The organism is Pseudoalteromonas sp. KS88 (assembly GCF_004766475.1).
Classification (GTDB): Bacteria; Pseudomonadota; Gammaproteobacteria; order Enterobacterales; family Alteromonadaceae; genus Pseudoalteromonas.
The window spans coordinates 1-14,141 of the sequence record NZ_PYHV01000023.1 but is presented as its reverse complement, the minus strand read 5'-3'; the positions used below and the strand labels follow the sequence as shown (position 1 = coordinate 14,141).

Genomic DNA, 14,141 nt, shown 5'->3' with positions numbered 1-14,141 from the left:
GCAATTACGATGGTTCTTTTAATTCGTCTACTCAGCTACATCATTGTGTTTGGAATTGGTTTTGCAGCAGGCATGTATGCCTTGCCAATTCTCACAGCACCCGCATCACCCAGTAAACTAGAGCTTGCCAATCATGCGCAAAAAGCGATGTATACAGGAGAGTTTAAGGCCGAATTACCGGGCTCTGATTTTCTGCATTTCGCTCAAGGTCAGGTAAAATTAAGCAATAGCCACATTTCGTTTGAAGGGGAAATTAGCCCTGGCCCAGACTATCAAATTTATTTGGCTGATCGCTTTGTAGACAATGAAACTGAGTTCCTTGCATTTAAAGGAACATTCACAAGAGTGGCAAGCATCAAAACATTCAACAGCTTTATAGTCAAGATACCGCAAGACATTAATATTGCAGATTTTAATACAGTAATCATTTGGTGCGAAAGCTTTGACGAATTTATTAGTGCAGCCAAATACCAATAAACTTACCGTGTTGGTTCAAACCCGTCATAGTGAGCGAGCTTTGCATCAAAGTCTTCCCAATTTGCTTTAGAGCTGCAAAAGTTATGACTGAGTGGGCGCTCATTAATATCACTGTCTAAAATACCTAAACGTAACCTCAAGCGCGTTGGGTCATCGAGATTCTCACTGTAAACTGGACTGCCGCAAGCTGTACAAAAGTGACGAATACGACCCGGTTTAAATTCAAAAGCCGTTAAACTTTCTTGGCCTTTAACAACTTTAAAATCAGCACGTTGAACAAAACCATTCGTAGCAAAGGCTGTGCCGCTAGACTTTCTGCATAATGAGCAATGGCAATGGATAATACTGCTTATTGGGCCATTGACCTCAATCGCTACTTTTTTACACAAACAACTTCCTTGGTACATGCCTTTTCCAATAAATCTCTTTAATTATTTTAAAACATACCACAAGCGCCTATTTTAAGACACGAAAAAAGTCGCCTTTGGAGAGGGCGACTTTGGAGAATAACAGTCATGGGTGTATGGCTGTTAAATCAAGAGTTTTTAAGCAGCGTCACTGTTTTGCTCAGTGTGACGAATTAAGTAATCAAATGCACCAAGGCTTGCTGTTGCACCACTGCCCATCGCAATGATAATTTGCTTAAATGGTGTATTAGTTGCATCACCTGCACCATACACACCCGGTAATGAGGTAGCACCTTTAGCGTCTACTAAAATCTCGCCAAATTGACTAAGTTCCAACTCTGAGTCTTTCAGCCATTCAGTATTAGGAATTAAGCCAATTTGGACAAAAATACCGGCTAAGCCCAGGTTTTTACTTTCACCTGTTACACGGTCTTTGTAAGCTAGCCCAGTGACTTTGTTACCATCACCTACCACCTCTGTGGTTTGAGCATTTTTAATAATAGTAATATTATTTAAGCTGTTCGCTTTGCGGATCAGAACCTCATCAGCGCGTAATGTATCTGCAAATTCAAGTACCGTTACATGCTCTACAATATTTGCTAAATCAATTGCGGCTTCAATACCGGAGTTACCCCCCCCAATTACAGCTACTGGTTTACCTTTGAATAGAGGACCATCACAATGTGGGCAATACGCTACACCATGGCCACGATATTCTTGCTCTCCTGGCACATTCATCTCACGCCAGCGAGCCCCAGTTGCAAGCACTAATGATTTGGCTTTTAAGGTAGCACCGTTTGCTAGGGTTATTTCGTACTGATTATTGACGCGTTCAAGCCCTGCAGCACGTTGGTTATGCATTACATCTACATCGTATTCTTTAACATGCTCTTCAAGCTGTGCTACAAGCTTTGGTCCTTCAGTGGCTTTAACAGAGATAAAGTTTTCAATACCAAGCGTATCTGCAACTTGCCCACCAAACCGCTCTGCAACAATACCGGTATTTAAACCTTTACGCGCTGAGTAAATAGCTGCGGACGCACCTGCTGGGCCGCCGCCTACAACCAGTACGTCAAATTTATCTTTTTCGCTAAGTGCCGCAGCTTGGCGAGCCGCCCCTTTACTATCTACTTTGTTTAATATATCAGTTAGGCTCAATGCACCTTGGCTAAATGGTTCGCCATTTAAATAAACAGCCGGTACTGCTAAAATGTTGCGCTCTTCTACTTCCTCTTGAAATAGCGCGCCATCAATCATTGTTGCTTTAATATTGCTATTTGTAGCCGCCATCGTGTTTAGCGCCTGAACTACTTGTGGGCACGTTTGGCAACTCAAGCTGATGTAAATCTCAAAATTAAGCTCTTGCTCAAGTGATTGTATTTGTTCAATGTCTTCACTTTTTGCTTTATTTTCGTGTCCGCCGGTATGCAAAAGTGCCAACACTAAACTTGTAAATTCGTGTCCCATCGGTACGCCAGCAAACGTAATGTGGGTATTTTTAGCCGATGAGTGAACAACCATAGATGGGCGGCGGGCGCGAGTGTCTGGGTTGTTAATCACCGTAATTTTATCGCTTAGTGATGCTAAATCATTTGCTAAGCTTTCGACTTCTGCTGATTTTTTGCTGTCATCCAAGGCAATAAGCAGCTCAACAGGTTGTGTAAGCGATTCAAAATGACTTTTTAACTGGTTCTTTATGTTGTTATCTAACATGGCTTAATCCTTACGTGGAAATTTGAGCAGCAAACCTCCCACACCAAGTTTCGGATGTGCTTAATAAACGATATTAATATGGGAGGAGCCAACAGCGATCACTGCTGGCTTAAGGGCAGTTGCCTGCCCTTTTATTACTGGTAAAAACTATATTTAGATTTTACCAACTAGGTCTAGTGAAGGGGCAAGTGTGTCTTCACCTGGCTGCCAAGATGCAGGACAAACTTCACCGTCGTGAGTGGCAATGTATTGAGCAGCTTGTACTTTACGTACTAACTCTTTGGCACTTCGACCAATACCTAAATCGTGAGTTTCGATAACCTTAATTTCACCTTCTGGGTTCATTACAAATGTACCACGAAGCGCTAAGCCATCATCTTCAATCATTACACCAAAGCTACGTGTAATACGGCCAGTTGGGTCACCAATCATAGGGTAAGTAATTTTACCGATTGTGTCTGACGTGTCATGCCATGCTTTATGGGTAAAATGTGTATCAGTTGATACAGAGTAAACTTCTACGCCCATCTCTTGAAGCTGTGCATAATGATCTGCAAGGTCACCTAGCTCAGTTGGACATACAAATGTGAAATCTGCAGGATAAAAGAAGAAGATTGACCACTTACCAAGTACATCTTTTTCAGATACTTCTACAAAATCACCATTGTGGTATGCCGTTGCGTTGAAAGGTTGAATTTTTGTGTTAATTAATGAAGTGCTCATAGTATTCCTCATTGATATTTAAGATTAAAGTTGCCCAACGCAAGCAATATGTTTGGCCTATCGCGTTGGCTTGGTTAATACAATAAGCCCATTCATAAATTAAATAAAATTGATTGTTTAGATTAAAACAATCAGTTTTTCAGATTGAACTTTTATAATCCACATTACGTATTTACTTTGTTGAGTGTATTGCTGCTACAATAGCGGCGCTATGAAACTGTATTTTAAGGGTTTGCTGTAATGGAAAAATTTATCAATCACATCCAACTTGGTTATTTAGGCTTATTGCCCTTTCTTGGTTGTGTGGGGTGGCCATTAATTACTGGCAGCAATAGTGTTAACCTGGAGTTTTTTACCTTTTACAGTATCGCTATCTTAGCGTTTATGGCCGGTAACCAATGGCATGCTGGCAATCAAAGTTACAGCGGCGCAATCAAAGCTGTCGCCCCTGTTATACCAATTCCTTTTCTTACATTTTTACCTATTGAATGGATGCTTGCATGGCTGGGCACGAGTTTTTGGCTTGTATTATTTTTTGAAAAGTCGACATTAGCGTGGAAAACATATCACCCTGACTACCAAAAAATGCGATTTATTCTGACATCCGTTGTTTTTGTATGCCATATATTAATGATTGGCATGAGTGTCTACCCAGAGTAAACGCCGCTGTGGTGCTCAAGGGTTGAATGTTGTAGTATCTGCCTCCTTATATTAAGGAGCTTGCATGATAGACCAATTGCGCCAACAACTCGATCAACTCGGTGAAAATTATGTTGAAAAAAATGGCTTGTTCAAGATTAAAGTACTGCCATTTTTTTGTGCTATACATATAAAAAAGGATCGCAAAGGAGAAGGACGTTTATCGTTTTATTCAAACCAGTTAATCGAAATATTCTTAGTAGTACTTTTCCTGTTATTTGGTGTCATGATTTTTGATCCCACAGCAGGTTTTACGCATGGACCAGTGCATATTGTGTTTGCTGTTTTGATTACATTTAACCTGATTCTAAAGCAAATCGCCATCGAAGGGCTGAAAACCCGAATCGCTTTGTTGGCTGTGGCTCACAAACGAGCAACTGAAAACTAACTTGCTGTGGTTTTTTCTGCTATACCTTAAATAACGACTTAGCATAAGGTATGTGATGAAGCACCCCTATTGGATAGTAATAATTTGGCTGTTTGTTCTAGTGTGTAGCTTGCAGCTTTTCTACAGTGAACTATTTGATATTGATATTATAGAGGAGCTTTTTTGGGCTGCGCTATCAGTATCGTTGACATTACAAGTATATGCATACATTAGTAACAAACTCTTAGTTTCTGCATGGCTAATCTATTGCACAGGGCTTGTATTAGATCTGCTTGATGATCTAATCGATACAGAAATTTTTCCTGTTTTGCTTTTCGATACTGCCCTTAAAAATATTGGCTTTTTATTAACTTGTATGGGTTTATATCTATTAATTATAGAAAAGCGCAAGACGATTAGAAAATTAAACCACGAAATACAACTTAGCCAAGCCCTTCAGCAACAATTAGAATTAGAAGCAAACCAAGACCAATTGACTAGCTTAGGTAATCGTCGCGCGTGCTTCACTCGCTTTGAACAACTGAAAAACCATTACCAGCGTGTTTATTATTTTGACCTAGATAACTTTAAATTCGCAAATGATAAATATGGCCACCAATGTGGCGACCTCATTTTAACCAGCTTTGCCAAACGATTGTCTACTAAGTTTAAACAACACAATTGCTTTCGGCTTGGCGGCGATGAATTCATTGCATTTTGTAATGACGACAGCCCTAATTTGAATGAGCTTCGTGAATACTTAACGGCAGATATGAGGGAATTTCAGGTGAGTGTAAGCATTGGCATTGCTCCAATTTGCGCAGAGCAAGACCCTGACACCATTTTACATAATGCAGATCAAAATATGTATGTTGATAAATCACATAAAGCGGATCGCAGCAAAGCATCTTTTTGATATAATTATTGTATGAATGAATCTAATGAATAATTAAATGTATTTAAACCCTAAATGGCGCATCCTCACTGTGGGTGATGGCGATCTGTCTTTTTCATATGCTCTGTTTAATGCAATTAAACCCAGCACCCTTGTTGCATCAACCTACGACAGTAAAAAAACTCTTTGCGATAAATACAGTGATAATGCATTCGAATTATTAGAAAAAGCCGCGGTTAGTGTACTGACTCAGTTTGACGTAACCTGCCAATCTGATTGGCAACGCTTAGGCGAGCAAAAGTTTGATCTGGTGATATTTCAATTTCCTCTCATTCCTGCTTTTAAAAGTGAGCATGTTTTTAAATCACAAACTCAATCAACAAGTGCCAACACACTCAATAGGGCGCTATTACATCAATTTATAAAGAACGCCTGCCAGTTCGCTCTTGATAAAGCTGGAGCTCAACTTTGCTATATTACTTCTAAAGATGTGAAACCGTACTTACATTGGAACATTGAAGGTAGCTTAGTCCAAAACCTTGATGCACATTACCTCGGCCAAATGAACTTTGACATAACACAATTCCCTGGCTATAAAATCCGCAACGTCGATAGAGACAAGCACGTCAAAGATACTAGTGGAATTACCTATGTATTTAGCCCAGAGCAAAACAATGCGCTATGTAATGTGTTTAGCTACCCAAGCTATTTAACCGAAAATCATTGTGGCCTGTGCCGAGCAGGTCCGTTTTGCTTTGACGAAGATAAACAAAAGCACTTTAAATCAAAAAAGCATCAACAAATGTTAAAATTAGAAGCCGACTGGCAGCAATGGCTTACACAATTTTATAAAAGGGACAATGCATGAACTTTGTAATCGTTGGGACAAACTTTATTAGTGATACTTTATTAAAAGCGGCACTCACAGTCAGCGAATTTACCCTTTATGGCGTATGTTCACGTGAGGTATCAACCGGTGAAGCTTTTTTAGCAAAGCATAATCAACTCGACGCCAAAGTATTTACTAACATTGAGCAAGTGTGTGCTGACAAACAGGTAGATGCCGTTTACATTGCCGCACCAAATAGCTTACACATGAACTATGCGATTTCTTGTTTAGAAGCAAAAAAGCATGTGCTTGGTGAAAAGCCCTCTGCTGCTAACAGTGCTGAACTAACAAAAATAATTAAAGCAGCAAAGCAAAACCACTGCCTCTATATGGAAGCGATGATGACCACGCTTCTTCCAAACTTTGAACGATTAAAATTAGCGATTAATAAAATTGGTACGCCAAGAAAATATATCGGTCAATTTAGTCAATATTCTTCGCGCTATGACAAATATAAAAATGGTGAACAACCCAATACCTTTTTACCTGAATTTGCCAATGGCGCATTAGTCGATTTAGGCATATACCCATTATACATTCTAATCGCATTGTGGGGACCACCAAATAGCGTACAAGCAAGTGGCATTTTGCTTGATACCGGTGTTGACGGTGCCGGCGATATATTACTTAATTATGATACCAAGCAAGCGGTCATTAGTTACTCAAAAATATCGCAAGGCGATAACTTTACTGAAATCCAAGGTGAGAAAGGTCGTATTCGAATAGAGTCAGTGTCATTACTTAAAAATATCACCTTTATCGCAAACAACGGTTCTGTAGAAAACTTATCGTCTGAGTTTGATGAAAACTATATGCGTCATGAAATCGTGCATTTTATTTCAACAATAAATGCAAAATCCCGCGAATCTTCAGTCAATACCCATAAATTATCTCAGCATGTAATGGCTGTTCTTGATCAAGCAAGACAACAACTCGGGGTTGTTTACCCCAACGACTTAACTTAATGCAAACAATAGGGCTGCCAAGCTGCAGCCCCAAATCCTGTACCCTAATATAGGCATTGCACACAGTATAAAAACCTCTTTATCTTTTTTACATTTTATTTTTTATTGCACTATATTTATTAATAACAACAACAAGCTCATCGGTGGCTATCTTGTCTATTAGGTATATGTTACGCGCAGTTTTCGCAGCAACCATCAGCCTCGCAGTCGGCTTATTGGTTATTATACTTTTACTCAAAGAAGGCTTAGAGGAGAGTCAATATTCTGCTCAACAACGCTACTCTTTAAGTCATCTAGCTAAGTTATCGTCGTCTAATTCAATCAAATTAACAGAGCTTGCACGCCAGCATGTTGTGACACTAGAGCAAAGTTATAAAGATGATTATTTTGAACTCGTAGGGCAAATTCAAGGTGATATTGCTTGGTTGGATGGTACAAAAAGAAGCTATGTGACACGTCTAAAACAATACAATGTGGCAGCTTCCGACCTTGCATTACTCGAAAAATCTAACAGCCTGTCTCTGGACTTAATAAACACTGAAGAAAAAGCATTTGCGATGATCGCAAACCTTATTGGTAAATCACCCAACCAATTAAATGACCAAGAAACAAACAACTGGATTGCGGCTATTTCTCTTTTAACTGATGCAGCATATATGACCGAGGTAGAAAAAATTCAACAACCTGTGCAGGCCTTTTTATCCTCAATTAAAGTAAAAAGCGCAGCACTTGTGAGTGAAAACAACAGCCGGGTGACTACGTTAAGTTTTACCAGCACACTAGTTGTACTTGCCATTATCGTCACATTAATTTTATGCTACTTGCAGCTTGAGAAAAAAGTTATTAAAACAACACAACGACTCATTAAAGAGGCGAATAGAATCTCTCAAGGCGATTTATCACGCTATATTGAGCATTCTGGGAATGATGAAATTGCAAAACTCGCCGATAGTTTTAATGTAATGATTGATAAGCTTTCAAACTTGCTTAAAGAAATAAATAGTCAATCAGAACAAGCGCAAATTTCTGCAAACAACCTTGATGAGGTTTCTCAACAAGCTAAAGTATTAAATGATAAACAAAGCCATGCCATTGAAATCATTTCAAGTTCGGTATACGAGAACTCAACAGCCGTAAAAGAAGTGTCGCAAAACTGTGCTGAAGCGGCGCAAAGTGCAACATCTGCAAATGAAAAAACCCAACAAGGTTCAAGTGTTGTCGTTCAAGGAATAAAATCGGTCGAATCAGTTGCAACAACATTAACTGAATCTTTAGGAGATCTTAACAACCTTGAAAACTCAGTCAACGAAGTGACTGTTATACTTAGTGTAATCAGTAATATTGCCGAGCAAACTAATTTACTGGCACTCAATGCAGCTATCGAAGCTGCTCGGGCGGGCGAACAAGGCCGAGGGTTTGCTGTAGTCGCAGACGAAGTAAGAACTTTAGCAAGCAGAACGCAAAGTTCAACCATCGAGATACAAGAAAAAATTACCTCACTCCAGTCTGCTAGTAGTGCTGTTACTGAGCGAATACGCGCTAGTGATAACCAGATTAAGGAGGCAGTAATCAATTCAGAAAAAGTGGGGGATATGCTCAAAGAGATCAGCATTCAAGCAAATTCAATCTCTGATGCAAACTTGACTATTGCGTCGGCATCTGAGGAGCAATCACAGGTAACGGAAGACATTGCGCAACGGCTCAATGATGTGCAAGACACAAGTCGACAAACTCAAATGCAGACGGAGAAAATTTCGCAATCATCCAGTGAGCTTGCCGACTTAGCGAATAACTTGAATACGCAAATTAACCGATTTAAACTCAATTGACCATTTACTTGTATACCCAAACCACCTCAAGATGTGAGTGTTAGTTGCAGTTAACAGTGATTTAGCAAGGCATTGATTGCAAGTTAGTTGTTCTATTGTAAAAATCGATAACGCAGTATAAATCGCTTATAAACCAGCCGTTTGGGCATTTCACTAGTACTTCTTCTTATGGTTGTTACTTTCTAAGAGGGTCTGCCATTGTTGCAAAGTAATGCCTCGATATTTAGCCACTTTGAAACGCTGAATTGTGTATCCTGATGTGGCTTTGGCATAGACTACTTGGTCTGCCGTGCATTTAGCCATGGCAATTTTGAATAGCTGATTAAAAATCATTTTAAAGCAAGTGCTTATGCGGCAAATCAAGATCAAGTTGGTTACAGGCGTCTATAACAACTATGGTATTTATCGAAAAACATTTCTTAAAAGCCAAAAGGTAAGTAGAATCGCCGCAAATTTAGCTTCACCATTTTCAAAAGGACAGTGATGCTGCGCTCTATCCATCCATTTTTTATTGCGGTTATTTGTGTATTGCTGGCTATGGTCACTATTCAATCTGGCGCGTCAGTTGCAAAACAACTGTTTCCTTTGATTGGCCCTGAAGGCACCACCGCCTTACGTTTAGGTTTTTCTGCTGCTATTTTATGCCTTGTCTTTAAACCTTGGAAAACGTTTCCTCCTTTAGGTCAGCGCGTACCTGTCATTGTCTATGGTTTAAGCCTAGGAGGCATGAATATTTTGTTTTACTATGCCATTGAGCTTATCCCTCTTGGTATTGCTGTTGCCCTTGAGTTCACAGGCCCTTTGGCTGTGGCCTTATTATCTTCACGAAAAAAACGCGATTTATTTTGGGTTGCATGTGCAATAACTGGCATAGTTTTACTGCTTCCAGATATGAATGGTGAAGAACGCTTAGACCCTTTAGGTGTAATTTTAGCCTTAGGTGCGGGTGCCTGCTGGGCCTTTTATATTTTGTTTGGCAAAAAAACCGGAAATCAGGGTTCAGGCGGAATGACGGTTGCATTGGGAATGAGCGTTGCTGCCATTGTACTAGTGCCTTATGGCGCATTTCACCAAGGTTTAGCTTTACTAAGTTGGGAAGTTATTCCGCTTGGGTTTTTAGTAGCAATCATGTCAAGTGCACTCCCCTACACGCTAGAAATGGTTGCACTTCGCAATATGCCGGCACAAGGTTTTAGCATTATGATGAGTTTGGAGCCAGCTGTTGCTGCTTTAGCTGGTTTTATAATTCTTGCAGAACTGTTGAGTATGTGGCAGTGGCTCGCAATTTTGCTGGTAATTGTTGCTTCTATTGGTAGCTCTATGTCCAATTCAAAAAGTAGCTAATTTTTAGTTTAATGCAATATGATTTCAGTCAAATGCTTTATGCATTGCTTACTCTGCTTATTGAATGAGCTGCTCAGAATTGGTGTTACCTTTAAAAATAGTCACTCCAATACAGGCCGAAACGTTACGATTCGGCTCTTTAATAGGCAACAGCTATAAACGCAACTTTCTCTATTAAGACGCTTGAAACAGCGAAGTAAAGGTGAATACCCAAGCCACCTCTATATACAGAATTCAGCGTTACACGGGTGCTTAATCTTAAGACGTTACGTTGCAATAATGGCAGTCCCTGTTAGGAAGTTACAACGATACGAGCCAGTACCTGTGAAACGCTCAAATGGCTGATCTAAAAACGATTTATACTGTGTTATTGATTTTAACAATAAAACCAATACGACTTGCAATCAGTGCCTTGCCTAAATCGCTTTTAGTTCCAACTGAAGCTAGTACCTTGCGGTGGTTTGGGTAAGTTCATCGCATTTATCACATTAAATAGACATGTGTCGTTTACGATTTGTTTGATGCTCGCTTTTCTATCACTCTTTTTACCGCTTCTTCTATTGCATGCAACTTAAATGGCTTTGATATAAACATATCCATGCCAGCTTCCGTACATGCCAGTTTATCGGTTGCAGACGTATTGGCTGTTAAAGCTACAATGAGCGTGTCTTCAACAGTGCTGATGTTTTGTTCTCTCAATATTTGAGTAGCTTCTAGGCCATCTAACACAGGCATCACGCAATCCATAAATATGAGGTCGTACTTATGCTGTTTACATTTAAACACCGCATCTTGACCATCAACGGCCATATCAGCTTTTATATTAAGTTTTTCTAATGATGCATCTAAAACGAGCCGATTGATTTGATTATCATCAACCACCAGCACAGATAAACAACTGGTATCTATTGTGCCATCACTTGCTTGTAACGTCTCGTCCTGCCTTTTGCCTACCTTTAAGGGGATATGCAAAGAAAAAGTAGTGCCTTGGAGGTAAGTACTGTCCACATTAATGGAGCCACTCATGTATTCAACAAGCTCTTTGACTATCGCTAAACCTAGGCCACTGCCCCCTACGCTTTTTTGTCTATCCACTTCTTGCGTGAACGGAGAAAAAAGTGACTCTAGAAATGCTTCAGTCATTCCTCTTCCAGTGTCACTAACTTTGATATCAAGTAATAAATCGTTATTCGATTTCACTGCAATCACTGAAAATTCAACACAGCCAGCTTCGGTAAATTTAAGCGCATTACTTAATAAATTAGAAACAATTTGACTCAATCTCGTGTTATCGCAGTATGCCCAACAATCATCAGCAACATTAATATTGGTTTTAAATTCAACTTTTGCTGCTTTAAATAATGGGATGTATAGGGAGATCAAATCAACAAAAATAGTTTTTAATAGAAAATGATTAGGCTCGAGCTTTAATTCACCGTGATTTATTTTTGAAAAATCCATTACTTCATTAATGATATTCAATAGAATATCCGCACTTCTTAGCGCTACTTTTAATTTTTCTACGCGACGGGTTTCCTCGTTCTCGCCTAACAAAGTTGTTAGCATCCCAGTTATACCATTTAACGGTGTGCGAAGTTCATGGCTTATTTTAGCTAATAGCATACTTCGGTCTTCTAGCATCCTTTGCGCTAAAGCTTGTTTATTTTTTAACGCAAGCCTCAATTCAACTGACTCTGTAACCTCTTGAAGTGTCCCAAATAACCTAACACATTTGCCATCAACCATTTCAGCCTCGCCAAAGGATGATACCCAAATATGCTTGCCCTTCGCGGTCAACAACTCAAGCTCTAAGTGCCATTTTTCACCCGATTTTATTGCTTTTTCAACGGCTTTGTTTATGTCCTCTTGGCTTTTTCCTGCTTTAAAGAACTCTGTCGTTGACTTAAGGTCTGGTTGAAATGACATAGGAACTTGATATATTCGTCTTACTTGATCACTGCACGTTACTTTTCTATTTAATAAATCCACCTCCCACGTTCCAATATTAGCTACACTCTCTAGTTTGAGCAGTGTGTTGTTATTTTTTATTAACTGCTTGGATGCCATTCGCCTTGCAAACTCAGCCCCTAGCCACTGTGCAAATAGCTCGACGTAGTCGTAAGCCTGTTCTGTAAAAGGTTTGGATGCTTTAGATGCAGAAAAGTTAACTGTGCCATAGGTGTCTGCGCCCACCTTTATAGGTGCACCAATATACGACTCCAACTGAAAATTTATATAACAGGGATGGTTTGCAATTCGGCTGGTGGATGCTTGATGAAACGCCAGTGCACCGTCAGCCGCTAATGTGTGAAGGCAATAAGTTCCTGATAATTCAAAACTTGTGTTAACAGGCAATGAGTCATCGGGTGTGATTACATACTTAACGAGGTAAGATTCTTCGGCTATTTTACTCACAATCGCAATATCGAGATCGAATACTTCGAGCCCAAAACTCAATAAACTATAAATTTTTTCATCAAAACTTTGAGTTTGATCCGATACAATATCGTGAAATCTTCGTAGGAATTTCAACCGTTTCCTTCCTTGTTTACAAAACAAAATGAACCGTTTTTAACAATAAGATACCCTCTGTTAAAGGTCAATTAATCTTATGCTTTTATTGTACTTAACTGAGCTTTAAACACTCTTTACAAACTTTGGGGTCTGTTTATCTTTGCGGATTAAAATCTATTCAAGCCAGGGGCGTTTTAGTCGCGGCGCGAGGTTTGCAACCTAGTGGACTAAGTAAAAACCAAGCAAAGCTTGCACGTCCTGCTCACGCCCCTTACCACCATCCATGTAGGCAACAAAAAGTACATCGTCCCGAGGCAGAACCCTAAGGGCAGCGCCTGTATAGCATTGAAAGATAAACAGACCCTAGTACGTATAATAAGAATGTCGAATCAGAAATATGTATCTTACTAGCAGATATGTATATACTAAATCCAATTGAAGTAAGAAAAATAAACCTATGACAACTCAAAAAAAGAAAAGTAATTTTTTCAGTAACCTTATTTTTAATATTATTTTACCTGCGGTTATCCTAAGCCGTTTTAGTACACCGGACACACTTGGTCCTGTCTGGGCGGTTGTTGTTGCACTCGCATTTCCGTTATTTTTTGGCTTATGGGAGCTCAAGCAATCTGGAAAAGTTAATTTTTTCTCTATATTAGGGATTATAAGTGTCTTACTCACTGGGGGAATAAGTTTATTTGAACTTGACCCTAAGTACATCGCCATTAAGGAAGCGATGGTGCCAGCCATTATTGGCATCATCGTACTTATTAGCCAATACACCCCCTACCCACTGATCAGAAAGTTATTGATTAACCCTGAACTGTTAGATATTGAAAAGCTTACTCAAGCCCTTGATGATCAAAATAATACTGCTGTTTTTGATAAAAAAATGCGTTTAGCTGGATTTATTGTTGCTAGTGCGTTCTTTTTATCAGCAACATTAAATTATTTTTTGGCTAAAGCCATTGTGGTTAGTATGCCTGGTACAACTGAGTACGCAGAAGAGCTAGGTCGCATGACATGGCTCAGTTACCCGGTCATTGTTGCCCCTACAATGGTGTTGTTGGTTGGTGCGATTATCTTTACCTTTATGCAAATAGGTAAGCTGACAAAGCAACCTATTGATGACTTTATATTGCAATAATATGTACATTGTTCAATGTTAATGAACCATTTGCATTGTTTAAAACAACATAAAACAAGCGCGGCGCTTCAAATTTACTTCATTTACCGCGCTTATTTTCATTAATACACTAATGCGCTTGAGAAACTTCAACAGGTGTTTTATCCGCTAACAAGTATTTATCAAGCCATTG

General features: G+C 39.4%; 13 protein-coding genes. 9 read left to right on the top strand and 4 right to left on the bottom strand.

Annotation, left to right across the window (positions count from 1 at the left end; genetic code table 11):
- The first annotated feature begins 9 nt into the window (after positions 1-9).
- Positions 10-477: a DM13 domain-containing protein gene (locus C7Y70_RS15295; RefSeq protein WP_135475637.1), complete on the top strand. Its 468-nt coding sequence runs from the start codon at positions 10-12 to the stop codon at positions 475-477.
- A 2-nt stretch (positions 478-479) separates the two neighbouring features.
- Here C7Y70_RS15295 and C7Y70_RS15290 read toward each other — a convergent pair whose 3' ends face one another.
- From C7Y70_RS15290 to ahpC, 3 genes are all read right to left on the bottom strand, one after another.
- A complete protein-coding gene (locus tag C7Y70_RS15290) occupies positions 480-884 on the bottom strand; it encodes a GFA family protein (RefSeq protein ID WP_099297438.1) in 405 nt (134 codons plus the stop codon).
- 138 nt (positions 885-1,022) lie between these two features.
- A complete protein-coding gene (gene ahpF / locus C7Y70_RS15285; protein WP_135475635.1) occupies positions 1,023-2,597 on the bottom strand; it encodes an alkyl hydroperoxide reductase subunit F in 1,575 nt (524 codons plus the stop codon).
- A gap of 153 nt (positions 2,598-2,750) precedes the next feature.
- On the bottom strand, positions 2,751-3,320 hold the full coding sequence (gene ahpC / locus C7Y70_RS15280) for an alkyl hydroperoxide reductase subunit C (protein ID WP_099297442.1): 570 nt from the start codon (positions 3,318-3,320) through the stop codon (positions 2,751-2,753).
- Between the two features lie 240 nt (positions 3,321-3,560).
- Here ahpC and C7Y70_RS15275 point away from each other — a divergent pair, with 240 nt between their 5' ends.
- From C7Y70_RS15275 to C7Y70_RS15245, 7 genes are all read left to right on the top strand, one after another.
- Entirely contained in the window at positions 3,561-3,980 is a 420-nt protein-coding gene (locus tag C7Y70_RS15275; protein ID WP_099297444.1) for a DUF3429 domain-containing protein, read from the top strand.
- A 64-nt stretch (positions 3,981-4,044) separates the two neighbouring features.
- Positions 4,045-4,407 carry a hypothetical protein gene (locus C7Y70_RS15270; RefSeq protein WP_099297446.1) on the top strand — a complete coding sequence of 121 codons (363 nt, stop codon included), beginning with the start codon at positions 4,045-4,047 and terminating at the stop codon, positions 4,405-4,407.
- Between the two features lie 55 nt (positions 4,408-4,462).
- Positions 4,463-5,302, top strand: a complete 840-nt coding sequence (locus tag C7Y70_RS15265; RefSeq protein WP_135475633.1) for a GGDEF domain-containing protein — start codon at positions 4,463-4,465, stop codon at positions 5,300-5,302.
- A 37-nt stretch (positions 5,303-5,339) separates the two neighbouring features.
- Complete coding sequence (locus tag C7Y70_RS15260; RefSeq protein WP_135475631.1) at positions 5,340-6,149, top strand: class I SAM-dependent methyltransferase; 810 nt, start codon at positions 5,340-5,342, stop codon at positions 6,147-6,149.
- Positions 6,146-7,135 (top strand): Gfo/Idh/MocA family oxidoreductase, encoded by a 990-nt coding sequence (locus C7Y70_RS15255; RefSeq protein WP_135475629.1) that lies wholly within the window; start codon positions 6,146-6,148, stop codon positions 7,133-7,135. The genes C7Y70_RS15260 and C7Y70_RS15255 overlap by 4 nt, the downstream gene beginning before the upstream one ends.
- Positions 7,136-7,302: 167 nt before the next feature.
- On the top strand, positions 7,303-8,964 hold the full coding sequence (locus C7Y70_RS15250; RefSeq protein WP_135475627.1) for a methyl-accepting chemotaxis protein: 1,662 nt from the start codon (positions 7,303-7,305) through the stop codon (positions 8,962-8,964).
- A 483-nt stretch (positions 8,965-9,447) separates the two neighbouring features.
- The gene (locus C7Y70_RS15245; RefSeq protein WP_135475625.1) at positions 9,448-10,308 is read left to right on the top strand and encodes an EamA family transporter; all 861 of its coding nucleotides are present in this window, start codon (positions 9,448-9,450) and stop codon (positions 10,306-10,308) included.
- Positions 10,309-10,815: 507 nt separating this feature from the next.
- Here the strand turns inward: C7Y70_RS15245 and C7Y70_RS15240 are convergent.
- Complete coding sequence (locus C7Y70_RS15240) at positions 10,816-12,840, bottom strand: ATP-binding protein (RefSeq protein ID WP_135475623.1); 2,025 nt, start codon at positions 12,838-12,840, stop codon at positions 10,816-10,818.
- A 439-nt stretch (positions 12,841-13,279) separates the two neighbouring features.
- Between C7Y70_RS15240 and C7Y70_RS15230 the strand changes: the two genes are divergently transcribed.
- On the top strand, positions 13,280-13,969 hold the full coding sequence (locus tag C7Y70_RS15230) for a VC0807 family protein (RefSeq protein ID WP_099297462.1): 690 nt from the start codon (positions 13,280-13,282) through the stop codon (positions 13,967-13,969).
- Positions 13,970-14,141: the final 172 nt, after the last annotated feature.

Bases quoted from the DNA above. Each gene is read 5' to 3' on its own strand.
- C7Y70_RS15295 (WP_135475637.1), top strand. From the start codon at position 10: ATGGTTCTTTTAATTCGTCTACTCAGCTACATCATTGTGTTTGGAATT.
- C7Y70_RS15290 (WP_099297438.1), bottom strand. From the start codon at position 884: ATGTACCAAGGAAGTTGTTTGTGTAAAAAAGTAGCGATTGAGGTCAAT.
- ahpF (WP_135475635.1), bottom strand. From the start codon at position 2,597: ATGTTAGATAACAACATAAAGAACCAGTTAAAAAGTCATTTTGAATCG.
- ahpC (WP_099297442.1), bottom strand. From the start codon at position 3,320: ATGAGCACTTCATTAATTAACACAAAAATTCAACCTTTCAACGCAACG.
- C7Y70_RS15275 (WP_099297444.1), top strand. From the start codon at position 3,561: ATGGAAAAATTTATCAATCACATCCAACTTGGTTATTTAGGCTTATTG.
- C7Y70_RS15270 (WP_099297446.1), top strand. From the start codon at position 4,045: ATGATAGACCAATTGCGCCAACAACTCGATCAACTCGGTGAAAATTAT.
- C7Y70_RS15265 (WP_135475633.1), top strand. From the start codon at position 4,463: ATGAAGCACCCCTATTGGATAGTAATAATTTGGCTGTTTGTTCTAGTG.
- C7Y70_RS15260 (WP_135475631.1), top strand. From the start codon at position 5,340: ATGTATTTAAACCCTAAATGGCGCATCCTCACTGTGGGTGATGGCGAT.
- C7Y70_RS15255 (WP_135475629.1), top strand. From the start codon at position 6,146: ATGAACTTTGTAATCGTTGGGACAAACTTTATTAGTGATACTTTATTA.
- C7Y70_RS15250 (WP_135475627.1), top strand. From the start codon at position 7,303: ATGTTACGCGCAGTTTTCGCAGCAACCATCAGCCTCGCAGTCGGCTTA.
- C7Y70_RS15245 (WP_135475625.1), top strand. From the start codon at position 9,448: ATGCTGCGCTCTATCCATCCATTTTTTATTGCGGTTATTTGTGTATTG.
- C7Y70_RS15230 (WP_099297462.1), top strand. From the start codon at position 13,280: ATGACAACTCAAAAAAAGAAAAGTAATTTTTTCAGTAACCTTATTTTT.